19 protein-coding genes are annotated in these 23,119 nt (G+C 75.2%); 10 read left to right on the top strand and 9 right to left on the bottom strand.

Annotation, left to right across the window (positions count from 1 at the left end):
• Nucleotides 1-9: 9 nt before the first annotated feature.
• On the top strand, nucleotides 10-2,766 hold the full coding sequence (locus AB0K51_RS14375; protein WP_363454210.1) for an AAA family ATPase: 2,757 nt from the start codon (nucleotides 10-12) through the stop codon (nucleotides 2,764-2,766).
• A 7-nt stretch (nucleotides 2,767-2,773) separates the two neighbouring features.
• Here the strand turns inward: AB0K51_RS14375 and AB0K51_RS14370 are convergent, their stop codons facing one another.
• Nucleotides 2,774-3,541, bottom strand: coding sequence for an alpha/beta hydrolase (locus AB0K51_RS14370; protein WP_363454208.1), 768 nt, complete (start codon nucleotides 3,539-3,541; stop codon nucleotides 2,774-2,776).
• 219 nt (nucleotides 3,542-3,760) lie between these two features.
• Here AB0K51_RS14370 and AB0K51_RS14365 point away from each other — a divergent pair, with 219 nt between their 5' ends.
• Nucleotides 3,761-4,810, top strand: coding sequence for an alpha/beta hydrolase (locus AB0K51_RS14365; protein WP_363454206.1), 1,050 nt, complete (start codon nucleotides 3,761-3,763; stop codon nucleotides 4,808-4,810).
• The gene (locus tag AB0K51_RS14360) at nucleotides 4,807-4,989 is read left to right on the top strand and encodes a hypothetical protein (RefSeq protein ID WP_363454204.1); all 183 of its coding nucleotides are present in this window, start codon (nucleotides 4,807-4,809) and stop codon (nucleotides 4,987-4,989) included. The genes AB0K51_RS14365 and AB0K51_RS14360 overlap by 4 nt, the downstream gene beginning before the upstream one ends.
• Before the next feature lie 47 nt (nucleotides 4,990-5,036).
• Here AB0K51_RS14360 and AB0K51_RS14355 read toward each other — a convergent pair whose 3' ends face one another.
• Nucleotides 5,037-6,659: a tannase/feruloyl esterase family alpha/beta hydrolase gene (locus tag AB0K51_RS14355; protein ID WP_363454202.1), complete on the bottom strand. Its 1,623-nt coding sequence runs from the start codon at nucleotides 6,657-6,659 to the stop codon at nucleotides 5,037-5,039.
• A gap of 207 nt (nucleotides 6,660-6,866) precedes the next feature.
• Here AB0K51_RS14355 and AB0K51_RS14350 point away from each other — a divergent pair, with 207 nt between their 5' ends.
• Complete coding sequence (locus AB0K51_RS14350; RefSeq protein ID WP_363454200.1) at nucleotides 6,867-7,712, top strand: alpha/beta hydrolase; 846 nt, start codon at nucleotides 6,867-6,869, stop codon at nucleotides 7,710-7,712.
• Nucleotides 7,713-7,736: 24 nt separating this feature from the next.
• Here AB0K51_RS14350 and AB0K51_RS14345 read toward each other — a convergent pair whose 3' ends face one another.
• The gene (locus AB0K51_RS14345; protein ID WP_363454198.1) at nucleotides 7,737-10,463 is read right to left on the bottom strand and encodes a LuxR family transcriptional regulator; all 2,727 of its coding nucleotides are present in this window, start codon (nucleotides 10,461-10,463) and stop codon (nucleotides 7,737-7,739) included.
• Nucleotides 10,464-10,746: 283 nt separating this feature from the next.
• On the opposite strand from AB0K51_RS14345, the gene AB0K51_RS14340 reads away from it, so the two are divergent.
• Nucleotides 10,747-11,730 (top strand): hypothetical protein, encoded by a 984-nt coding sequence (locus AB0K51_RS14340; protein ID WP_363454196.1) that lies wholly within the window; start codon nucleotides 10,747-10,749, stop codon nucleotides 11,728-11,730.
• Complete coding sequence (locus AB0K51_RS14335) at nucleotides 11,727-12,638, top strand: hypothetical protein (RefSeq protein ID WP_363454195.1); 912 nt, start codon at nucleotides 11,727-11,729, stop codon at nucleotides 12,636-12,638. The genes AB0K51_RS14340 and AB0K51_RS14335 overlap by 4 nt, the downstream gene beginning before the upstream one ends.
• 63 nt (nucleotides 12,639-12,701) lie before the next feature.
• Here AB0K51_RS14335 and AB0K51_RS14330 read toward each other — a convergent pair whose 3' ends face one another.
• On the bottom strand, nucleotides 12,702-14,057 hold the full coding sequence (locus AB0K51_RS14330) for a hypothetical protein (protein WP_363454193.1): 1,356 nt from the start codon (nucleotides 14,055-14,057) through the stop codon (nucleotides 12,702-12,704).
• Nucleotides 14,057-14,941, bottom strand: coding sequence for a hypothetical protein (locus AB0K51_RS14325; protein WP_363454191.1), 885 nt, complete (start codon nucleotides 14,939-14,941; stop codon nucleotides 14,057-14,059). The genes AB0K51_RS14330 and AB0K51_RS14325 overlap by 1 nt, the downstream gene beginning before the upstream one ends.
• Before the next feature lie 286 nt (nucleotides 14,942-15,227).
• Between AB0K51_RS14325 and AB0K51_RS14320 the strand changes: the two genes are divergently transcribed.
• From AB0K51_RS14320 to AB0K51_RS14310, 3 genes are read left to right on the top strand one after another with little or no spacing between them, the layout of a single operon-like run.
• A complete protein-coding gene (locus AB0K51_RS14320) occupies nucleotides 15,228-15,428 on the top strand; it encodes a hypothetical protein (protein ID WP_363454189.1) in 201 nt (66 codons plus the stop codon).
• 7 nt (nucleotides 15,429-15,435) lie between these two features.
• The gene (locus AB0K51_RS14315) at nucleotides 15,436-16,689 is read left to right on the top strand and encodes a hypothetical protein (protein ID WP_363454187.1); all 1,254 of its coding nucleotides are present in this window, start codon (nucleotides 15,436-15,438) and stop codon (nucleotides 16,687-16,689) included.
• Nucleotides 16,690-16,716: 27 nt separating this feature from the next.
• On the top strand, nucleotides 16,717-17,946 hold the full coding sequence (locus tag AB0K51_RS14310) for a hypothetical protein (RefSeq protein WP_363454185.1): 1,230 nt from the start codon (nucleotides 16,717-16,719) through the stop codon (nucleotides 17,944-17,946).
• A gap of 66 nt (nucleotides 17,947-18,012) precedes the next feature.
• Here the strand turns inward: AB0K51_RS14310 and AB0K51_RS14305 are convergent, their stop codons facing one another.
• Both AB0K51_RS14305 and AB0K51_RS14300 read right to left on the bottom strand, forming a co-directional pair.
• A complete protein-coding gene (locus tag AB0K51_RS14305) occupies nucleotides 18,013-19,464 on the bottom strand; it encodes a DEAD/DEAH box helicase (protein WP_363454183.1) in 1,452 nt (483 codons plus the stop codon).
• 362 nt (nucleotides 19,465-19,826) lie between these two features.
• Nucleotides 19,827-20,030 (bottom strand): cold-shock protein, encoded by a 204-nt coding sequence (locus AB0K51_RS14300; protein ID WP_030916923.1) that lies wholly within the window; start codon nucleotides 20,028-20,030, stop codon nucleotides 19,827-19,829.
• 337 nt (nucleotides 20,031-20,367) lie between these two features.
• On the opposite strand from AB0K51_RS14300, the gene AB0K51_RS14295 reads away from it, so the two are divergent.
• Nucleotides 20,368-20,595 carry a hypothetical protein gene (locus AB0K51_RS14295; protein WP_363454181.1) on the top strand — a complete coding sequence of 76 codons (228 nt, stop codon included), beginning with the start codon at nucleotides 20,368-20,370 and terminating at the stop codon, nucleotides 20,593-20,595.
• 97 nt (nucleotides 20,596-20,692) lie between these two features.
• Here AB0K51_RS14295 and AB0K51_RS14290 read toward each other — a convergent pair whose 3' ends face one another.
• Both AB0K51_RS14290 and AB0K51_RS14285 read right to left on the bottom strand, forming a co-directional pair.
• Entirely contained in the window at nucleotides 20,693-21,340 is a 648-nt protein-coding gene (locus AB0K51_RS14290) for a fasciclin domain-containing protein (protein ID WP_363454179.1), read from the bottom strand.
• 73 nt (nucleotides 21,341-21,413) lie between these two features.
• Nucleotides 21,414-23,051: a molybdopterin-dependent oxidoreductase gene (locus tag AB0K51_RS14285; RefSeq protein ID WP_363454177.1), complete on the bottom strand. Its 1,638-nt coding sequence runs from the start codon at nucleotides 23,049-23,051 to the stop codon at nucleotides 21,414-21,416.
• Between the last annotated feature and the right edge of the window lie 68 nt (nucleotides 23,052-23,119).

Below are 23,119 nucleotides of genomic sequence, written 5' to 3'. Positions count from 1 at the left end.
GGACAGGGCATGGAATCCGGCGTCACGACGATGGTGGGCCGCGCGGCCGAGCAGGCGCAGCTCGCGGAGTTCACGAGGTCCGCCACGGGCCGGGCGCTCGTCCTGCGCGGCGAGGCGGGCGTCGGCAAGAGCGCGCTGCTCGGCCACGCCGCCGCGCTGGCCGAGCGGGAGGGCCACGCGGTGGTCCGGGCGGCCGGGGTGGAGGCGGAGTCCGCACTGCCCTACGCGGGGCTGCACCAGCTCCTGCACCCGCTGCTCGCCGACCCCGGGCCGGACGCCGCCGCCCGGGCGGTGCTCGACGCGGTGTTCGGCGGCACGCAGGGCGACCCGCCGTCGGTGATGACGCTCGGCATCGCCGTGCTCGGCCTGCTGTCGCACGCCGCCGCCCAGCGGCCGCTGCTGCTGGTCCTCGACGACGGGCAGTGGCTGGACGACGCCAGCGCCGACGTCTGCGGGTTCGTGGGCCGCCGCCTGGCGGGCGGCCCGGTGCGGCTGCTGGTCGCGGTCCGCGCGGACGTCCCGTCGCGGTTCGACACCGCCGCGCTGCCCGAACTGCCGGTCGCCGCGCTCGCCGACGAGGACGCGGCCCGCCTGCTGGACCTCCGGTACCCGGACCTGGGCGGCCGGGCCCGCCGGATCGTCCTGGAGCAGGCCCGGGGCAACCCGCTGGCCCTGCTGGAGCTGCCCGCCCACCTCGCCGACCTCCCGGTCGAGGACCTCGCCGGTCCGTCCGGTGTGCCGCTGCCGCGGCGGCTGCACCAGTTGTTCGGTGCCCGGATCACGGCGCTCGACGAGCGGGTGCGGGCAGAACTGCTGCTCGGCGCGCTCGACGGCGCCGGCACCCCGAGCGGCGCCGACGCCCTCCCCGGCACCCGCTACCGGATGCGCGACGCCGACCCGGCGGTGGCCGCCGGCCTGCTGGACGTCGACGGGCCGACCGGCGAGCCGGTCTTCCGCCACCCGCTGGTGCGCTCCGCCGTCGTGCGGCTGGCCACGCCCAACCAGCGCCGCGCCGCGCACCTGACGCTGGCGCAGGTCCACCGGGACGACCTGGAGCGCCGGGCGGCGCACCTGGCCGCGGCGACGGTCGACCCCGACGAGGACGTCGCCGAGGTCCTGGAGGCGGCGGCCGGTTCGGCGACCCGGCGCGGCGGTGCCCTGGCCGCCGTGGCCTGGCTGACCCGGGCCGCCGAGCTCAGCGAGCAGGGCGCCGACCGGTCCCGGCGGCTCGCCGACGCGGCCTTCGTCGCCGCCCACGCCGCCCGCCTCGGCCAGGCGCACCGGCTGGTCCTGGCCGACCACGCGCCCGGCTCGACCCGCTCGCCGGCCGCGGTGCTGACGGACGGTTACCGGGCGCTCTACCAGGACGGGGACGTCCGCTCGACGCACCGTCAGGTGTCGGCCGCGATCGAGCGGCTGCGCGACGCCGGGCCGGCCGACGGGCCGGGGGAGGAGGTTCTCGCCAGGCTGGTGAACCTGCTCCTGGCGATCAGTCAGTACAGCGGCGACCAGGCGTCCTGGGAGAGCACCCACCGGCTGCTCGCCTCGCTGGGCGGCCGGGTCACCGAGCGCTCGGCGCTGTACGGCGGCGCCTGGAGCGACGTGACCCGCCGCGCCGCCGACCTGGCCGGGCCGGTGCGCCGGGCCGCCGCGCTGCTCCCGGAGCTGGAGCCGTGGGACGTCACGCGGTTGGGCGCGGCCGCCTACCACCTCGACCTGCTGAGCCTGTACCGCCCGCACCTGCAACGCGTGGTGGACCGCGAGCTGGAGACCGGGGCGGTGGCCGTCGGCATGGTCATGCTGCACCTGGTCATGCTCGACCAGCTGGCGGTCGGCGAGTGGGCCGAGGCCGAGGCCACCGGCCGGCGCGGCCTGGACCTCGCGACCGAGCACGGCCACCAGCTGTTCGCCGCCCAGAGCCGCGCCTACCTGGCCCAACTCGCCGCGCTGCGCGGGCGGACCGGCGCGGCCCGGGACCTGCAGGCCGAGGTGGACGCCTGGGCCCGGCCGCGCGGCGTGGGGTTCCTGACCCAGGCTGCCGACGCGGTTGGGGCGACCGCCGCGCTGAGCTCCGGCGACTACGAGGCCGCCTACCTCCACGCCCTCGGCATCACCCAGCCGGGCACCTTCCGGCCGTACGCGTACCAGGCCTCGCGGACGCTGCTGGACCTGGTCGAGGCCGCGCAGCACACCGGGCGCGTCGAGCAGGCCCGCGCGCACGCCCTCGCCGCCCGCGACGCCGGCCTGCCGGCCGTCTCGCCCCGGCTGGAGCTGATCACCTGCGGCGCGCTGGCGATGACCGCCGAGCACGAGCGGGAGGCCGCCGAGATGTTCGCCCGGGCGGTCTCCCACCCGGAGGCCGCCCGCTTCCCGTTCGAGCTGGCCCGGATCCGGCTGGCGCACGGCGTCCGGGTGCGCCACGTGCAGGGCCCGGCGGCGGCGCGGCCGCACCTGGTCGCGGCCGCGGAGGCGTTCGAACGGCTGGGCGCGGCCGGGTGGAGCGAGCGGGCCAGGGCCGAACTGCGCGCCGCCGGGGCGCCGCCGCGCGCCTCGACGCCGAGCCTGGCCGCGCTGACCTGGCAGGAACGCCGCATCGCCGACCTGGCCGCCGGCGGCCTGACCAACAAGGAGATCGGCGAGCGGATGCACCTGTCGCCGCGCACCGTCAGCTCGCACCTCTACCGGGTCTTCCCCAAGCTCGGCATCACCACCCGGGCGGCGCTGCGCGACGCGCTGAGCCGTACCGGGGAGGCCCCGCGGACCTGACGTCCGGTCAGTCGCCCAGCGCCCGGGCGCCATTGGCGGCCAGCCAGCCGAGGACGTGGTCGGCGACCGCGCGCCAGCCGCCGTCGAACACCAGCGAGTGCCCCCGGTCGACGAACTGCTTCAGGTCGGTGACGGCGGAGGAGTCGCCGTAGCGTTTGTAGACCGAGCGGGTCACCGCGTCCGGGACCACCCGGTCCTCCTGACCGGACACCAGCAGCAGCGGGCCGCGCGCCTCGTTGGCGGTGTCCACGACGGCGTCGGCCGGCCCGGCGGCGGGGCCGAGTCCGAGGTCCGCGAGCAGCCGCGGCGGCGCGGGGACGGCGTACCGGTCGAAGAGCGCCGCGGCCTCCCGCTCGTCGACCGCGTTCGCCACCAGCTCCCGGAACCGGGCCCGGGACAGCGACGCCGTGCCCGCGGGCCGACCCGGACCGGCCGGCGGCGCGCCGAACGGCAGCGGGGCGAGGGCCACGGCGGCGCGGCCGAGCCCCGCGCCGAGGAGCTGCTGGACGATCAGGCCGCCGGACGAGTGCCCGACCAGGACCGGCGGTTCGTCGAGGGAGCGCACGATCCGCTCGTAGTGCGCGGTGAGCGCGGCCAGCCCGAGCCCGTCCAGCGCGCCGGGATCGCGGCGGACCTGCTCGACGGTGGCGGCCTCGCCGGGCCGGGCCGGCACCCGCACCGCGTAGCCGTGCGCGCCGAACCGCTCGGCCCAGGGCGCCCAGCAGGACCGGTGGAACCACGCCCCGTGGACCAGGACGACGGGGGTTTGCTTCACGGCCAGTCCTTCCGACAGCACACGGCTACCCGCCGGCGGTGCGGCGCTGCGTCCAGGATCACCGCGCCCGCGCGGCGCGGAAACAGTCGGATGACTGCGGGCGGCGGCCCGGCGGATCCGCGCTGCGCCCCCGGGTGACTGGGCGTCATGTGACTGATGCGTCGCGGCCGGTGGCCGAAGAACAGTGGAGGAGCCGACGAGCATCCAGGAGGAACCACCATGATCGACAGGCGTACGTTCAGCAAGGCGGTCGGCCTCGGCGTGGGCGCCGCAGCGGTGTTGCGCCCGGCCGCGGCCCTCGCCGCCGACTCGGAGCGGCGCGGCGGCGCCCCCGAGATCCCGCCCACCGCCCCCGGCACCCACACCGCCTTCACCGACCTGCGGCAGGTCCGGGCCGGCGTGCTCGACGTCGGCTACGCCGAGGCCGGCCCGAAGCACGGCCCCGTGGTGATCTGCCTGCACGGCTGGCCCTACGACATCCACAGCTTCGTCGACGTGGCGCCCCTGCTGGCGGACGCCGGCTACCGGGTGATCGTGCCGTACCTGCGGGGCCACGGCACCACCGTGTTCCGGTCGCCGGCCACGGTCCGCAACGCCCAGCAGTCCGCGATCGCGCTCGACGTGCTCGCCCTGATGGACGCGCTGGGGATCGACCGGGCGGTGCTGGCCGGCTTCGACTGGGGCTCGCGGACCGCGGACATCCTCGCGGCGCTGTGGCCGGAGCGGGTCCGGGCCCTGGTGTCGGTCAGCGGATACCTCGTCACCAACGTGGCCGCGCAGCTCAACCCGCTGCCCCCGAAGGCGGAGCACACCTGGTGGTACCAGTACTACTTCGCCACCGACCGCGGCCGCACCGCCATGGAGACCCCGCAGTACCGGCACGACCTGTGCCGGCTGGTCTGGGACGAGGTCTCGCCGAGCTGGGACTTCGACGACGCCACCTTCGAGCGCACCGCCGCGGCGTTCGACAACCCCGACTACGCCGCCGTCGTCATCCACAACTACCGCTGGCGCCTCGGCCTCGCCGACGGTGAGCGGTGCTACGACCGCTACGAGCAGCGGCTCGCCGCGCGGCCGCCGGTCACGGTGCCGACCATCACGCTGGACCCGGCCCTCGACCCGTTCCTGGCCGCCACCGACGGCGCGTCCTACCGGGGCTTGTTCACCGGCCCGTGCGAGCACCGGGTGCTCCCGGGCATCGGCCACAACGCCCCGCAGGAGGCGCCGACGGCCTTCGCCCAGGCGGTCGTCGACGCGGACCGGCTGTGACCCCCGAGCAGGCGGCGGAGGTCCGCCGGGCCCGGTTCGGCGCGCTCCCGCCCCGGGTCGCCGCCGCGGACCTGGTCGAGGAGAAGCCGGTGCTGACGGTGCGTCGGCCGCCGCAGGCCCACGACCCCGACGCCCTGGCGGTCAGGTTCTCCTGCCTGGCGGCGGACCTGGGCCTGTGAGTGCGGCCGGGTCCGCCCCCGAGCGGGGGCGGACCCGGACCCGCGGGTCAGCCGCGCGCGGGCTGCACGCAGCGGAAGCTGCTCGCGGCGGCCGGGTCACCGTGGCCGCTGTAGCGGGAGACCATCGGGTAGCGGCACAGCTCGCGGGCGACGGTCGTGCCGGTGGCGGTGGTCAGCTCGGCGTGCAGCACGGCCGGGGCCCTGCCCTGCTCGACCCAGGCGGTCAGCGCGGCGAGGTCGTCGACCGCGCCGCCGCCCAGCCCGCAGTGCGCGACGCCCGGCGCCAGGAACAGCCGGTAGAAGTCGTCGACCTGCTGCGTGCCGCCCAACCGGGCGTCCACCCGCCGGCGGTAGTCCACCGTGCCCGCGGTGGGGATCAGCTGGTCGGCCTCGCCGTGCCAGGTGATGAGCTTGCCGCCGGCGTCGCGGAACGCCGACAGGTCCGCGTCGCGGGTGCCGATGACCCGGTCGTACTCGGCGCGGGCCTTGCGGAAGATCTCGGCGAACTGCGCGGAGGTGAGGTGCGCGGTGTCGAACGAGGGCTGCTTCTGCACGAAGGTCGCGACCCACACCGACGGCACGACGAACGGCACGCCCGTGGTGACGCCGTTCTCGTCGGTCTTGCTGGCCGCGAGGTAGCGGAAGTCCGCGCCGACCGGCAGGCCGTACCAGAGCCTCCTGCCGTCCGGGTCGCGCGGGCCGTCCCAGATCCGGCGGACCACCTCGGCGTCCGCCGCGGTGACGGTGACCTCCCGGCCGTCGCACACCAGCCGGGTGCCGACCAGGCGCCGCGGGTCGAAGTCGCACCGCCCCGGGTCGGCGACCAGGCCGTCGGCGAGGCCGTCGAGCCGATCGCAGGCCGCCAGCGCGGCCCGGTTGAAGGCGTCGAACTCGCACGCGGTCGGGTAGGTGTGCGCCTCGTTCATCACCACCTGCGGCCACAGGGTGGCGACCTCGAACTGGTTCCAGTTGATGCCCGGGGCCGCGGCGTTGATGCCGTCGAAGTCCTTCGGGTACCGCTGGGCCTCCAGGTAGCCCTGGCGGCCGCCGGTGGAGCAGCCGTTCCAGTACGCGTAGGACGCGGCCCGCCCGTAGACGCCCGCCACCACCTGCTTGCCCACCAGCGCCATCTCGTGCGCCGAGCGGGAGGCGAAGTTGTCGAGCAGCGCGGTGTCGACGCGTCCCGAGGCGTCCAGCGCCCAGGCGGTGTCCAGCGCCCCGCCGACACCGGCGTCGGTGGTGGCGGCGGCGTAGCCCTGCTTGACGGCCGCCGCGAGCCCCGCGCCGTTGTCCCCGGCGGCGTAGGCGCTGCCGCCGACCGCCTGGAAGCGGCCGTTCCAACCGGCCTGCGGCAGCCACACGTCGACCTTGGCGTGGTCGTTCGCGCCCGGGTGGGTCAGCGTCACCGTCACCTCGCAGTGCGCCGGGACGTCGGCCACCGGGAAGCCGCCGAGCGGCGGGACCCCGGGCACCTGGAAGGTGCCGGCCGGAACACCGGCCGCGGTCACCGACTCCACCGCGGTGCCCGCCGGGGCGGGCACCGCGAGCGAGGCGCAGGTGAAGGACGCGGGGCCGCCCGCCAGGGTGTCCGCCGACGCGCCGACCGGCGCGTACAGGGCGGCGGCCAGCGGGACGCAGGCCGCGGCGACGGCCAGGAACCGTCGTTTCATGATCTCTCCTCGGAGCTCGGGGTTGGCGCCCCCACTGTCGCCGCCGCGCCGGCGCCCGCACATCAGTCACCTGACGCTCAGTCAGTGCTCGTCGCGGCCGCGCCGAAGGCGGAGTCACATGACCGATGCGTCCGAGCCGCAGCGCGGGCCACCGTGGGGACCGCCGAACCCACCGCACCGTCCGCCACCCCTGGAGCGTGAACTCCCATGTCCCGCCTCGAGAACGGCCGCAGCCGCTTCGCCACCGGCCTCGCCGCCCTGCTCGCCACCGCCGCCGTCGGCGCGCTCGCCGTCGCCGGCACCGCCGACGCCCAGCCCCGCGACCCGGCGGCCGACCGCGCCCCGAAGCCGACCGTCGTCCTGGAGCACGGCGCGTTCGCCGACGCCTCCAGCTGGGACGGCGTCATCGCCGCGCTGCGCCGCGACGGCTACCCGGTGGTCGCCGCCGCCGACCCGCTGCGCGGCCCGGCCTCCGACGCCGCCGCGCTGCGCAGCCTGCTCGCCCACCTCAAGGGCCCCGTCGTCCTGGTCGGCCACTCCTACGGCGGCTCGGTGATCAGCGCGGCCGCCGTCGGCGAACCGCGGGTCAGGGCCCTCGTCTACGTCGCCGCGTTCCTGCCCGCGCCCGGCGAGAGCGCGCTGCAGCTGACCGGCCGGTTCCCCGGCTCCACCCTGTCCGGCACGCTGGACCCGGTGCCGTTCACCGCCGCCGACGGCACCACCGGCACCGACCTGTACATCCGTCAGGACGCCTTCCGGGCCCAGTTCGCCGCCGACGTGCCCGCCGACCGGGCCGCGCTGGCGGCCGCGACGCAGCGGCCGATCGCCCAGGCCGCACTGACCGAGCCGGCCACCGCCGCGGCCTGGCAGACCGTCCCCAGCTGGGACGTCGTCACCACCGAGGACCTCAACATCCCGGCCGCCGCCCAGCGGTTCATGGCCGAGCGCGCCCACGCGCACACCACCGAGGTGGCCGCCTCGCACTCCGTCGCGGTGTCCCACCCCGACCTGGTGGCCGGCGTCATCGAGAAGGCGGCCCGCGCCACCCGCTGACCCGCCGTCACACCGCGGCGGCGGTCACCGGTCGGCGAGGGCGCCGGCGATCTCCCGGCGGGAGGAGACGCCCAGCTTGGCGAAGACCTTCCGCAGGTGCCACTCGACCGTGCGAGGGCTGAGGAACAACTGCGCGCCGATCTCCGCGTTCGGGTGCCCGGCCGCCGCGAGCCGCGCTATCTGCGCCTCCTGCGGCGTCAGGACCGGCGCGCCGGGCGTTCGCCGGCGGACCGTCTCCCCGGTGGCCAGCAGCTCCCGCCGGGCCCGCTCGGCGAACGCCTCCATGCCCATGGCCGCGGCGGCCTCGTGCGCGGCGTGCAGCTCGGTGCGGGCCTGGGCCCGCCGGTTCTGGCGGCGCAGCCACTCGCCGAACAGCAGCCGGGTGCGGGTCTCGAACACGCCGAGGCCGCCGCGGGCGAACTGGTCGAGGGCCTCGCGGTAGCGGTCCTCGGCCGGTTCGGGCGCCCCGGTCAGGGCGTCGGCGACCGCCAGCGCGCCGAGCGCCCACGGCGTGCCGGCCCGGGCCCAGTCGGCCAGCCGCTCGCGCGCCGAGGCCGCCACGGCCGGCTCGCCCGCCCGGGTCGCGGCCTCGACCAGCTCGCTGCACGTCCAGTGGTGCACGACCAGGTCCCGGTACTCCCCGCCGCGGAGCGCGGCCTCCAGGGCGAGCGGGTAGTTGCCCAGGCCGTTGTGGAGCACCGCCCGCGCACACGCCGCCATGCCGTCGAGCCGGCCCAGGCCGCGCCGCCCGCCCTCACGTTCCAGCGCCTCGACCAGCTCCAGGGTCGGCCGCTCCCGCCCCCCGTACGCGCTGATCAGCGCCGTCGAGACCATCCGCGTCGCCACGCCCGCGGGCTGCTCGACCGCGGCGGCCTCGGCCAGCAGGTCCCGGGCCTCGGCGAACCGCCCGGCGAAGCCCAGCGAGGCCGCCCGGTAGGGCAGGGCCGTCGAGAGGATCGACAGGGTGCCCGTCCGGCGGGCGAAGCGGACCGCCCGGTCGGTGACGTCCAGCCAGGCCCGGAGGTCGCCCAGCTCCACGGCGGCGTTCGCGGCCGGCCACAGCACGGCCAGCTGCTCCTCGTCGTCGAGGGCGCGCAGCGCCCGTGCCAGCAGCGGGAAGGCGGCGACCGGGCCGTCCACCGTCCACGCGACCAGGGCGCGCAGGAAGACGTCCGCCGTCTCGTCGCCGGGCGGCAGCGCGCGGGCGACCTCGGCGGCCCGCCGCAGCCCGCCCGCCTCGTGCCGGCCGGCCCAGACGGCCGCGCCGAACGCGGCCAGGCAGGTCTCCCGCGCACCGGCCGGGTCGAGGTCCCGGAGCCGGCCCGCCGCGTCGAGCAGCGGCTCCACCGAGCCCCGTCCCGGGTCGGTCATCGCCGACGCCCTGGCCCGCAGCCGACTGGCGTGGGCCTGCTGCAACGGGTCCAGCGGCCCCAGCTCGGCGGCGGCCAGCAGGTCCGGGACCCGCGCCGGCGCGCTCGCGGCGAGGTGGGCCCCGGCCGCGGCCAGCGCGCGGCGCGCCCGGTCCTTCGGGTCGGGCGTGAGCGCGGCGGCGCGCTCCAGGAAGGAGGCGGCGGCCGCCCGGCCGCCGCGCGCCAACGCCCGGTCGGCGGAGCACTCCAGCGCGGCGGCGACCTGCTCGTCCGGGCCGACCGCGGCGTGCGCCTGGTGCCAGGCCCGCCGGTCGGGGTCGCGCTCGGCGTCGGTGGCCTCGGCCAGGGCCCGGTGCGCCGACCGCAGGGCGGCGGCGTCCGCGCCGCGCCACACGGCCGAGCGCACCAGCGGGTGCCGGAACCGCACCGGGGCGCCCAGCGTGATCAGGTCCGCCGCCTCGGCCGGCGCCGCGGCCTCCAGCCCGATGCCCAGCAGGCGCAGCGCGTGCCACAACAGCGGCCCGTCGCCGACCGGTTCGACCGCCGCGACCAGCAGCAGCGCCCGGGTGTCGGCCGGCAGCGCGTCGACCCGCCGCCGGAAGCCGTCCTCGACCCGGGTCGCCAGCGGCCCCGCCCCGACCCCGCCGAAGCCGAACGCCAACTCGGCCGACGACAGGCCCCGCGGCAACTCCAGCAGGGCGAGCGGGTTGCCGCCGGTCTCGGCGACGATCCGGTCCCGCACCCGGGCGTCGACCGGCCCCGGCAGCACGCCGTCGAGCACCGCCCGCGCGTCGGCGTCGGCCAGCCCGCCCAGGACCAGGTCCGGCAGCCCGGCGAAGCCCTCCTCGTCCGGGCCCCCGGTGATCCGCTCGGCGAACACCAGCGCCACCGACTCGGCGTCCAGCCGCCGCCCGACGAACGCCAGGATCCGCTGGGACATCAGGTCCAGCCACTGCGCGTCGTCGACCAGGCACACCAGCGGGGACCCGGCCGCGGCCTCCGCGAACAGGCCGAGGACCGCGATCCCGACCAGCAGCAGCTCCGGCGGGCTCCCCGCGCTCAGTCCGAACGCGACCCGCAGCGCGTCCCGCTGGACCGGAGGCAGCCGGTCCAGGTGCGACAGCAGCGGCGCGCACAGGCGCTGCAGGGCCGAGTACGCGAACTCCGACTCCGCTTCGACGCCGGCCGCCCGGACCACCTGCAGCCGCGCCCCCGCCGCCTGCCCGGCCAGGCGGTCGAGCAGCGCCGACTTGCCGACGCCGGCCTCACCGCGCAGCACCAGCACCCGGCTGCGCCCCTCGCGCACCTCGTGCAGCAGGCGGTCCAGCTCCGCCAGCTCGCGGTTCCGCCCGATCAGTCGGTCCTTCGCGTGTTGCGGCATGTCCCCTCCGGCGCGAGTTCCTCCCGGAGGAGCTCCACCCATCCTACGAACAGCGGGCCCGGCTGAGCTGCGCCGATCCCGGGGCCCGGGCCGGCGGCCTCCCGACGGGGCGGGGCGCGCGCGGCTGCTGACAGGCCGTCACCCCTTCCGCCGAGCGCCGCGGCCCGGGTCCGCCGGTGCGGCGAATGGCGGACGGTCGACTGGCAACCGTTCGCCCACGATGTGACTGTCGCGGAGGATGCGGCAACCGCTCCAACTCGCCCGACGCGCAAGGAGAGTGTCCGTGGTCGTTCACGCCCGCCCGACGCGATGGCGGCGCACCGCCAGGTACGCCCTGCTGGCCCCGGGGGCCGCGATAGTCCTGCTGGCCCCGTCCGCCGCCCCGAGCAGCGCGGCCCCGCGCGGCGCCGCCGACGGCACCGGCGCCGTCCCGCCGCCGCCCGTCGCGCAGGCCTTCGACGGGGAGCGGCCGCTGGCCTCCACCCGGGAGGTCACCCGCCTGTGCACCGAGCCCGCGGCGTGCAGCTTCCGGATGTACGACCGGCTGCCGCGCGAGTTCACCAGCGGGGTGGTGTCGCTGGGCAACGCGGCGATCAACTGCACCAACGGGGAGATGCTCGTCGAACGCACCGTCACCTTCGTGACCAGCAGCACCGACAACATCGGCGGCGAGATCTCCGGCAAGGCGACCCTGGAGGGCGGGGTGGACACCACGGTGACCGTCTCGGCCTCGGGCACGGTGAAGCCCGGCACGGAGAACAGCGTCACCCAGTACGGGCCGAACAAGGACAAGGGCCCGTCCACCGAGGACACCGGCAAGAACAGTGCCGAGTTCCCGGTCACGGTGGAGGGCTCGAACGCCCTGCACCTGGGCGCCAAGGCCAGCTTCGAGTCGGCCTTCAAGGCCTCCTTCTCGCACACCTGGCAGTCCCAGACCACCGAGTCCACCAAGGTGTCCTTCCGGGTGAAGTCCGGTGACGAGGTGCAGTTCGGGGTGGCCAACGCCTCCGCCCGGACGGTCGGCGAGCTGCTGGTGAACGGCCTGTCCAAGCTGATCAAGAACGTGACGGTGGACAGCCCCTCCACCGTCAACTCCAGCTCGATCGTCGCGCAGACCTTCTCCAACAAGGACAAGTGCCTGTCGCTGCGGTCGGTTCCGACCCGCGCGCTCGACGCCGGGCCGGTCGAGCTCCCGCCGGAACGCTTCGGCCGGGCGCCGGACGCGGTGCACGTCCGCACCGCCCAGGGCACCTGGGAGCAGCGGTGAAGCGCCGGGCGGCGGTGCCCGCCGCCCTCGTGACCGTGCTGGCGCTGTGCGCCGGGCCCGCCCTCGCCGCGGACGGGGAGGCCGAACCGGCGGCCGCGCAGGCCTTCGACGGCGACACCCCGCTCGCGGACGCGCCCGCGCTGGCGCGCGGCTGCGGGCAGGGCTACGGGTGCTCGTTCCGCGTCATCCCGGGCCTGTCGCGGGAGTTCACCACCGCGGTGGCCTCGGTCGGCAACGGGGCGATCAATTGCACCGACATGCCGATCACCGTCACCCGCACGGTGACGCTGGAGTCCAGCACCACCGACAACCTGGCGGGCGAGATCTCCGGCAGCGCGACGCTCACGGGCACCGTCGACAACACCACGGACGTCAAGGGCAGTGTGGGCGCCAGCAACACCACCACCGGCAGCCACACCGACAAGACCTCGCCGTCCGACAAGGGGCCGAACACGGAGACCGCCAACGGCGGCTCGGTGAACGTGGCCGGCACCGTCACGGGCGCCGGCCAGCTCAAGCTCAGCGCGACGGCCTCCTTCCAACTCGCCTTCCAGGCCAGGTACTCGCACGAGTGGAAGCGGACCAGCACCGAGACCACGGAGGTGACCTTCACCCTGCAGTCCGGCGACCAGCTCCAGTTCGGGGTGCTGAACGCGATGACGCGCACCGTCGGCGAGCTGCTGGTGGAAGGCGCGTCCAAGCTCATCAAGGGCGTGATCGTCGACAGCCCGTCGAGCGTCAACGTCAGCACGGTGGTCGCCCAGACCTTCACCAACAGGTCCGCCTGCCTGACCCTGCGGCCGACCCGGTCGACGCCGGAGGGCCTGGTCGAGGTGCCGCCGAGCACCGTCGAGGGCGGGCGCCGGTACCGGCTGACGCCCGCGCGGTCCTGGGAGCCGCTGGACTGACCCCGGTCCGTGCGCCGGCCGCCTGCCCGATCGTGGGGCAGGCGGCCGACGTACGTACGGGGCTTACGGGTTGAGCGGGACCGACCTGGTCGGCACACCGGCGGGCGGGGCGTCCAGGGCGAGCAGGCGCCTGTCCGGGTTCGCCCCGTTGTCCGGGGTGCCCGCGGTCGGGCGGCCGGAGCCGCAGCGCTGCAGTTCGGTCTCGGTGAGCGGGCCGGTGCGCTGGTAGTAGCGGTCCGGCAGGGACACCGCCGGGACGTCGAAGACGGCGTCCAGCCGGTACGCGTTGCGGGTGTTGGCGAAGGTGCCCACCACCCGTTCGCGCGCGGGCTGCACCTCGATCCAACTCACCTCGCCGGGCTGGATGGTGGGGTTGAGCGACTTGCCGGTGGTCCGGCTCCAGGTGAGCGGGTTGCTGGTCGACACGGCCCCCGCGTTGCCGCCGCCGGCCGCGTACCCGGCGGCGGCCTGGGCGGCCAGGTTCGGCCGGCTCTGCGAGATGTCGGAACGGCTCGGGACCAGCGGCGCGCCCTTGAGCGCGTAGTACTGCGTGAGGCTGTCGTACGGCGGCTCGGTGACCTCGATCCGCCGGTCGTCCACCACCGCGTTGCGGCTGCAGTTGATGTAGACCTCGCCGACCACCCGGGTCTGCCCGTAGTAGCGGTAGGAGTACCGGTTGTCCACGGTGAACGTGCAGTTGGTGGCGGCGCCCTCGCAGTCGTCCACTGCCACACCCGGCTCCAGCGGGTCGTTGCCCCGGTAGGCCTTGGGGGCCGGCAGCTGCTCCTTGGTGACCTTCTGATTCACCGGGGCCGGGGTCTGCCTGGCCGTGACGTTGGTGATCAGCGGGCCGCAGGACGGCGAGTCGCGGCGTTCCTGGGAGTCGAAGGAGACCATCGGGTTGTCCTCGGTCGCGGTGAACTCGAAGGCCCGGCCGGTGAACCAGTTCGCCGTGCCCACCGTGTCGGTGCCCTTGGTGGTGACCACCGGGTCGGGCGCCGGACCGGTGGTCACCAGCGAGACGTTGTAGGTCTGACCGTCCTTCAACTGCGCGGTCGTGCACTGCTTGTACACGCCCGGGCTGTCGTCCCAGGTCAGGGTCACGGCGGAGCCGGCCTTCACGCCCCACAGCCGGGTCCGCAGCGAGAGCGCGGCACCGCCCCAGTTGAGCGCGGTCGCCTGGTAGCCGAGCGGATGTTGGGCCAGGGCCTTGCCGAAGACCACGCCGGTGTTGTTGTCCGGCGACCACTCCGGGTGCCCGGCCGAGGTCCCGTGGTCGGGGGCGACGGGCTGCGCGAAGGTGCCGTTGGGCACCGGGACGTCCACGGTGTCGGCGGCCTGGGCGGGCGGCGCGGCGGCCAGGGCCAGGCCGACGGTGGCCGCGGAGCAGCCGAGGCGGCGCAGGAGTCGACGGGTCATCAGCAGATCCACCACTCGCTCGGCGGGACCACGGCGTCGCCCGGCTGCAGGTTGGCCGTCAACGCGTTCGGCAGGCTGCACAGTTCGGCGGCGGCGGTGTTCGGGTCCTGCTCCCGGGGGACCTTGCCGAAGGCGTCGACGGCCTGGGTCTCCTTGGCGATGCCGTCCTTCTCCGCCTTGCCGTCGCCCGCCACGCTCGCCAGGCACTCCTCGGAGGTGGCGGGGCACTTGTCGATCTTCTCCTTGTCGGCGGCGACGTCCTGGCACTGCGGGCTGCTCGCCGACCCGCCCGCGCAGGGGTCGTTCTGCTGGGGGGCCGCGGCGGTCTGCATGGCCGCGACGTTGGCGATCAGCGCGGGGCAGCCGGTGCTCTCGGTGGCGGTGGAGACGAAGGTGATCTGCGGGGCGTCCTCGGCGGCGGTGAAGGAGTAGACCCGGCCGAGGAACCAGTCGGTCTTGGCGGCGGAGGGGTTGGTGGTGAAGGCGCCGGGCGAGTTGGCGCCGCCCGCCACCGACACGGTGTACGTCCGGCTGGCGACGCCCTGCTTCACGCAGGCGTCGGGGGAGTCGTCCCAGGTGACGGTGACGGTGGCACCGGCCCGGACGCCGCGCAGCCGGGTGCTGAGTCCAGACGCGGTGCTGGGGAGGTAGGCGGCCTGGATGCCCAGACGGTGGGCGGCGCGGGTGGCGGAGACGCGGCCGCCGCCGGTCCAGCCGTCGATGCCGGACTCGAACGCCTTGCCGTCGGGCACGGTGGGCGCGGAGAACGTCGCGTTCACCACCACGACCGGCTGGGTGTCCTCCGCCCCGGCCGGCGCGGGGGCCGCGAGGACGATGGCGCTACTGAGGGTGACGACTAGCAGTCTGGCTCGTTGGGTGCGCAACACGCTGTCTCCCGCTGAAGTCGGCTCGGATCTCCGGTACTTGTGCAGCTGTGAACTGACGAGAGGTCAGTCCCGGTCGTCATGCTTCGGGCCGTGATCACCGTCCGCAACCGATAACGGTCCGTCAGGGCGAATGCGAACGATCGTGGTGGGCCATCGGCATGGAAAGCCGTTCGAAAACGCACAATCCTTCGAGCGCCGAGGCATACATGCCGTCGTTCCGATTTTCACTTCCAGCTGCGACCGCGCGGCCAGGTGTCGTGCGGCCGGCTTGCCGAGGGACGCCATGACACCCCTTTCCCGGCCCGCGCTGCGGGTCTGCACGGTCCTGCTCGCCGCCGCCGCCCTGCCCTTCCCGGGTGCACCCCGGGCAGGAGCGGCCGAGCACCGCCCGGTCGGCGTCACCGCGCCGCACCACGGCCACCAGCCGCACCCGGGCCTCGTCAACGGCGGGCCCGTCCGGCGCTCCACCTTCCCCCGAACGTGAGGACGAGATGTCTCCCCTGCACCGCACGCTCCGCCGCCTGCCCGTCGCCGTGCCCGCACTGGTCGCGAGCCTGACCCTGCTGGGCTCCGTCGCGCTGCCCGCCCCGGCCGCCTCCGCGTACGACCTGCGGGTGCGGGCGTGGGGCCTGAACACCAACGGCCAACTCGGCGACGGCACCAAGACCCAGCGGCAGACCCCGGTCTCCGTGGTCGGCCTCGCGGGGGCCGAGGTCGCCACGATCGTCGCCGGCGGCTCCACCAGCGCGGACGGCAAGACCGCGTCCGGATTCGCGCTGGCCCTGCTGGCCAACGGCACCGTCGAGGCCTGGGGCCGCAACGACAAGGGGCAGTTGGGCAACGGCACCACCAGTACCACCGACGACTTCGCCGTGCCCGGACTGGTGGCCGGGCTGGGCGGGGTGCAGGCGGTCGCGGCAGGCGGCTCGCACGCCCTGGCGCTGCTGAAGGACGGCACGGTCAAGTCCTGGGGCCTGAACGACAAGGGCCAGCTGGGCAACGGCACCACCGCCGACGCCAAGCTCCCGGTGACGGTCGCCGGGCTGGCCGACGTCAAGGCGATCGCCGCGGGCGACTCCTTCAGCATGGCCCTGCTCAAGGACGGCACGGTGAAGACCTGGGGCAACAACGACAAGGGCCAGCTGGGCGTCACCGCCAAGCCGGCCACCGCGACCGCCACCGTCCCCGGCCCCACACCGGCCACCCGCACCACCGCGCTGTCGGTGCCCGAGCTGAACACCGTCAAGGGCATCGCCGCCGGCGCCTCGCACGCGCTGGCGCTGCTCGCGGACGACACCGTGATGTCCTGGGGCCTCAACGACAAGGGGCAGTTGGGCGACGACACCACGGTGAACAAGCCCTACCCGGTGCCGGTCAGCGAGCTCGCGAACGTCACCGCGCTCGCCGCCGGGGCGCAGCACACCGTCGCGCTCCTGCAGGACCACAGCCTGCGCGCCTGGGGCAACAACGAGAAGGGCCAGGTCGGGGACGGCACCGTCACCCAGCGCAACACCAGCGTGCCGATCGACAGCCTGAAGGGCGTGGTCGGCATCGCCTCCGGCGCCGCCCACAACCTGGCCGTGCTCGACGACGGCACCGTCTACGCCTGGGGCAACAACGACAAGGGCCAGCTCGGCGACGGCACCCTCACCCAGCGCGAGCTCCCGGTGCTGGTGCTGGCCAAGTCCGGGAACGTGTCCGAGGTCGCGGCGCCCTCCAACGGCAGCTTCAGCCTGGCGCGCTGACCACCCACCCTCGTAGAGAGGCACCACATGACGAACTTCCGTACCGCACGCCTTCGTTCGGCCCTCGGCGCGACCGTGGCCGCGCTCACCGCGCTCGGCCTGGCGGCCGTTCCGGTCGGGACCGCGCACGGCCAGGACAAGCACCTCAAGGCCTGGGGCAACAACCGCTCCGGCCAGCTCGGCGACGGCACCTGGACCGACTTCCGCACCTCGGCGACCTCCGTGACCGGGCTGACCAGCGCCGACGTGACGAAGATCGCGGCCGGCGGCGCGGGCCCCACCAACGGCTTCGGGCTGGCGCTGATGAGCGACTACTCGGTGTACGCCTGGGGGGCCAACGGGTCGGGGCAGCTCGGCGACAGCACGGTCTTCGGGCACAACACGCCCAGCCGGGTCGGCGGGCTCAGCGACAAGGTCACCGACGTCGCCGCGGGCGGCGCGCACAGCCTGGCCCTGCTGTACGACCAGACCGTGGTGGCCTGGGGGCGCAACAACTACGGCCAGCTCGGCAACGGCACCAACTCCGACAGCAGCACCCCGGTGCGGGTCGAGGGCCTGAACAAGGTGGTGGCGATCGCCGCGGGCCGCGACCACAGCCTGGCGCTGCGCGAGGACGGCACCGTCTGGGCCTGGGGCTACAACATCAACGGCCAGCTGGGCGACGGCACTTCGGCCAGCCGCAACGTCCCCTCGCAGGTGGTCAACCTGATTGGCGTCAGCCGGATCGCGGCCGGGTGCAACCACAACCTCGCCCTGGTCGGCCCGCCGAGCGGCGCCGCCAAGCCCACCAGCGGCAACGCGGTGAAGGCCTGGGGGTACAACGCCACCGGCCAGCTCGGCGACGGCAGCACCATCAACCGCTACACCCCGGTCGACACCCAGGGCATCTGGCTCGGCGGGGTCTCGCAGATCGCCGCCGGCTGCAACCACAGCCTGGCCGTCACCGACAGCGACAACCGGCTCAAGGCCTGGGGGCAGAACACCTCCGGCCAGATCGGCGACGGCACGACCGACTACCGGATCGCCCCCGTCCCGGTGTGGGGCGTCAAGGGCGTCCAGGCGGTGGCCGGCGGCCGCGAGCACACCTTCGCGCTGCTCGGCGACAACACCGTCCGCTCCTGGGGCGCCAACGCCTCCGGCCAGCTCGGCAACGGCACCACCGACCCGAGCACCGTTCCGGTGACCACCCTCACCCCGCTCACCGGCGTCGACAAGATCGCCGCCCCGGTCGGCGGCGACTTCAGCCTCGCCAACTGACCGTCGGACAACGGCCCGTGCCCCCGCTCGGTCGGGGGCACGGGCCGCTTCGGTCTGCCCGAAGGGCTACGCGGACGGCTCGACGCGCCGGGGCGCCCGGCGGCGCTCGGTGGCGCCGTGCTGGTCGCGGCCGGCGGCCACCCGGGTGCCGCCACTGACGTGGGCCGGGCGGCTGCGCCGTCCGCGACCCGCGGACGCGCTGCGGCGCGGGCGCTCGACGACGGGGTCGGGGACCACCACGGGCACGCCGGTGGGCACCCGGGCGCCGGTGATCCGGGCCAGCTCCTCGCCGCCGGGGCTGACCCTGGTGGTGACGGGGGTGATGCCGGCCGCCGTCATCATCCGGGCGGTCGCGCGGCGCTGGCTGGGCAGCGTCAGCGTGACGACGGTGCCGGACTCGCCGGCCCGGGCGGTGCGTCCGCCGCGGTGCAGGTAGTCCTTGTGGTCGGTCGGCGGGTCGAGGTTGACCACCAGGTCGAGGCCGTCGACGTGGATGCCGCGGGCGGCGACGTTGGTGGCGATCAGCGCCGTCACCTCGCCGGTGCGGAACTGCTCCAGGGTGCGGGTGCGCTGCGGCTGGGACTTGCCGCCGTGCAGGGCCGCGGCCTTGACCCCGTTCGCCAGCAGGTCCTCGACCAGGCGGTCGGCGCCGTGCTTGGTGTCGGTGAACATGATCACCCCGCCGTCGCGGGAGGCGATGTGGGCGATGGTGGCGTTCTTGTCGAAGTTCTGCACGTGCAGCACGTGGTGCTCCATGGTGCTGACCGTCGCCGTGGACGGGTCGACCGAGTGCGTGACCGGGTCCTTCAGGAAGCGGCGCACCAGTCGGTCGACGTTGCGGTCCAGGGTGGCCGAGAACAGCATCGTCTGGCCGCCGTCGGCGACCTGCTCGAGGAGCTCGGTGACCTGCGGGAGGAAGCCCATGTCGGCCATCTGGTCGGCCTCGTCGAGCACGGTGACGGCGACCCGGTCCAGTCGGCAGTCGCCGCGCTCGATCAGGTCCTTGAGCCGGCCGGGGGTGGCCACCACGACGTCCGCCCCGCGGTTCAGCGCCTGGGCCTGCCGGCCGATCGACATCCCGCCGACCACGGTCGCCATCCGCAGGTGCACCGCGTGGGCGAAGGAGGAGAGCGCCTCGGTGACCTGCTGCGCGAGCTCGCGGGTGGGCACCAGCACCAGGGCCAGCGGTTGGCGCGGTTCCGCGCGCTGCCCGGCGGTGCGGGCCAGCACGGCCAGGCCGAAGGCCAGGGTCTTGCCGGAGCCGGTGCGGCCCCGGCCGAGCACGTCGCGGCCGGCCAGCGAGTTCGGCAGCGTCGCGGCCTGGATCGGGAACGGCGAGGTGACGCCCTGCCGGGTCAGCACCGACAACAGCCCCTTCGGCAGGTCGAGTTCGGCGAAGGACTCGACGGCCGGCAGCGCCGGGGTGGTGCTCACCGGCATCGCGAACTCGCCCTGCGGGGCGCCGCCGCCGGAGCGGGAGCCGGAGTTCCGGTACGAGGAGCGACTGGAACGGTTCATGTGATGACCTTCCTCGGGGCGGCACGTCACGAGGAAGGCACCGCGGCGCGGGGCGCCGGCGGAGACCGCAAGGGAACGGGCCGGAAATGTGACGGGCGGAGCGTGGACGGCGCAGCGTGCGGCACGTCACCTACGCCCGGGCGCTCACCGGTCGGAGCGGGAGCGGGGAACCCGGAGCCGTGAAGGCTCACGGTGGGGCGCCGACCTCGACGCGGCGCCGGGCGTCTCGCGTCGGGGCGGCCGCCGGTGGCGGGGCCCGGGGCCGGAGAGCCGGAGTGCGTCACGGCGCAACGCCGAGGGGCCCGCACCGGGCGTGATGTCCGGTGCGGGCCCCTCACTGCCGGGCGGGTGCCGGGGCAGAACTACAGCGGGCGAATGTTCTCGGCCTGCGGGCCCTTCTGGCCCTGCGTGACGTCGAACTCGACCTTCTGGCCCTCGAGCAGCTCACGGAAGCCACTGGCGTTGATGTTCGAGTAGTGGGCGAAGACGTCCGGGCCGCCACCCTCCTGCTCGATGAAGCCGAAGCCCTTTTCCGCGTTGAACCACTTCACGGTGCCATTAGCCATAAAATTTCTCCTTCAGGGGCAGTCCGAAGTCCGCACCGCGCGGATTTCGAGTCGCCGCGATGAGCACCCACCCGGGAGGAAGACCCGGGAAACAAAAATGCGTCTGCCGAACATCAGCAGACGCACATAACGTTCATGGGAACCACTACTGCAACTGAAACGACTGTAGCAGGCCCGGGTCCGCCGTGGCGGGACATTTCACCCCGGGTTTCGGGCGAGTCGCCGCCGCGCGCCGAGCGCGGTGTGCCGCACGGCACACGCCGCGGCCCGGATCCGCCCGAGATCGAGGGCCGGGGAGGGTCCCGCTGCCGGGCCTCCCGGGCGCATACTGGGGGAAATGACGAAATCTGCAGCAGCCCGCGCCCACCTGCCCACCAGCCCCTTCACGGCGCGGCGTGAAGCGCCGCGCAAGCACTTCACCCTCGGCGACCGCGTCACCCACGACAGGTTCGGCCTCGGCCGGGTCATCGGCGTCGAGGGCGACAGCGACATCGCGGTGCTCGTCGACTTCGGCTCGCGCCAGGAACGCCTCACCCAGCCGTACACCTCGATGTTCAAGCTCTGACCCCGGACTCCACGGCGGTGGCCCGCCGCCCGCGAAGGCCCCTCCCGGATCCATCCCGGGAGGGGCCTTCGTACGTTCGTGCCTTCGCGCCGGGGCGTCAGGAGGCGGGCATCAGCACGGTGTCGACGATGTAGACGGTGGCGTTGGCGGTCTGCACGTCGCCGCACAGGACCTTGGAGTTGCCGTTGACGGTGAAGTCCGCGCCGGATCCGGTGACGGTGAGGCCGCCGCCCTCCAGGGTCCGGTGGGTGCCGGCCAGGGCGGTGGGTGCGAGCCGGTCCGGGGTGACGTGGGAGGTCAGGACCTTGGTGAGCTTGGCCTTGTCGGCGAGCAGCGCGTCCAGGTCGGCCTTCGGGATCTTGGCGAAGGCGTCGTTGGTGGGTGCGAAGACGGTGATGTGCTGTGCGGAGTTGAGGGTGTCCACCAGCCCTGCCTGCTGGACCGCGGCGACCAGGGTCGACAGCAGCGGGTTGTGCGAGGCGGCGGTGGCGACCGGGTCCTTCGCCATGCCGGAGAACGACCCGGCGCCGTCCTTCGGCACGGCGGCGCAGGCGCTGCCGAACGGCTGATCGGCCATCGCCGCCGCCGCGGCGGCGCCGCTCGGCACCGCGGCGGAGCCGGAACCCGCGGCCGGGGCGGAGGTGGAACTGGACCCGTTGCTGCTGCCGCACGCGCCCAGGGTCAGGGCGAGGGCGCCGGCGGCGAACAGGGCGGTCAGGGAACGGCGGCGGGTGGTGGCGGACATGGCGAAGCTCTCCTCGGTGCAGGGGTGACGGGACGTCAGCAGGTACTGCTGAACGGGTACGTGGTGACGTGGGTCAGGTGACGGTGACGACGGTGCTGTGCCAGCCCGTCGCCCCGGCGGGGAACGGCGAGGCGCGCTGCTCGGGCTGGACCGCGTCGGTGGCGTCGGTGGCGCGCACCTCGATGCGGTGGGCGCCGGGGGTCGCGCCGCTCCAGCGGTGGGTCCACTGCCGCCACAGGTCGGGCCCCGCGTCGGCGGCCAACTCCGCCTGCTGCCAGGGCCCGCCGTCGACGCGCACCTCGACGGCGGCGACACCCCGGTGGGTGGCCCAGGCCGTCCCCGCGAGGTCCACCTCCCCGGCGGCGACCTTCGCGAACGGTGCGGGGACCTCGATCCGGGAGGCGGTGCGGACGGTGCCGGTACGGTCCCAGCCGCGGCGCACCCAGTACGGGTCGAAGGCGGCGAAGGTGGTGACCTCCAGGTCGACCAGCCACTTGGTGGCGGAGGTGTAGCCGTAGAAGCCGGGCACGACGGAGCGGCAGGGGAAGCCGTGGGCGAGCGGCAGCGGCTCGCCGTTCATGGCGACGGCGAGCAGCGCCCGGCGTCCGTCGAGGACCGACTCCAGCGGGGTGCCGATGGTCATTCCGTCCTGCGAGCGCCCCACCAACTGGTCGGCCCCGGACCGGACTCCGGCGCGCCGCAGCAGGGCGGGCAGCGACGCGCCGAGCCAGCGGGTGGTGCCGACGTACGGGCCGCCGACCTCGTTGGAGACGCAGGACAGGGTGTGGTCGAGCTCTTCGAGCGGCTCGCGCAGCAGCTGGTCGAAGGTGATCGACTGCGGGTGGTCGACCAGCCCGCGGATGCGCAGCGACCAGTCGCGCGGGTCGATCCGGGGCAGGGTGAGCGCGGTGTCGACCCGGTAGAAGGCGCCGTTCGCGGTGGTGAACGGGGACAGGCCGGGCACGTTCGGGTGGACGGCGGGCGGCAGGGGCGGCAGTGCGGCGGCCGGCGCGGGGAGGCGGACGGCGTCGCGGGCGGCAGTGACGTCGTAGCGGCGGTCCGTCAGGGCGCGGCCGGTGACCCCCGCGACCGCGCCTGCGGTGAACGTCGCCGCGGTGGCGACGAGGACCGTTCGACGGCTCGTTACCGGCGATACGCCCCACGGGCTCTCGCTCTCCGCGTCCGGTTCGCGCTCCGGGGCGGCTGCGGCCGGGGCGGCCGTCGTCGGGGCCGCGCGCCACCGGCGGGCCGGCACCAGGACGGCCGCCGCGCCGACCAGGCCGGCGGCCAGCGACGGGGCGCAGTCCGCGGCCGCCGCCCCGGGTCGGGACAGCGCCGCCCAGGCGCCCAGCAGCCCGAAGCCGCCGAAGACCGCGGCCCCGGCGGCCGGGCGGCGCACCGCCACCAGGCCGGCCAGCGCGGCGAGCAGAGCCATCGTCAGGTAGATCCCGCCCAGCAGCACCGTCTTGTCGTGGGTGCCGAAGGTACGGACCGCGTACTCCTTCAACGGAGTCGGCGTGAGGTCGATCGCCGCCGACCCCACCGCGATCACCGGTGCGGTCCGCGCCCCCGTCAGGTATGCGACCAGCTCGCCCGCACCCACCGCGGCCACCGCTGCCGCCAGCCCGATCGCGGCGCCGGCGGCCGCGTGCGGCAGGCGGCCTCGGCGGTGGCCGGGCGGGGTGCCGGGAGAGGTCGGTTCGTTGCTCACATCCCCGGTTCGGGGCCCCGGCGGGGCCGGATTGGTCGAGTCTGCCGACTCATCCGATCGGGTGAGGC

The organism is Kitasatospora sp. NPDC049285 (genome assembly GCF_040678815.1).
In the GTDB taxonomy this organism is placed as follows: domain Bacteria; phylum Actinomycetota; class Actinomycetes; order Streptomycetales; family Streptomycetaceae; genus Kitasatospora.
The sequence above is the reverse complement of the archived record's forward strand: the minus strand, read 5'-3'. Positions and strand labels throughout refer to the sequence as shown.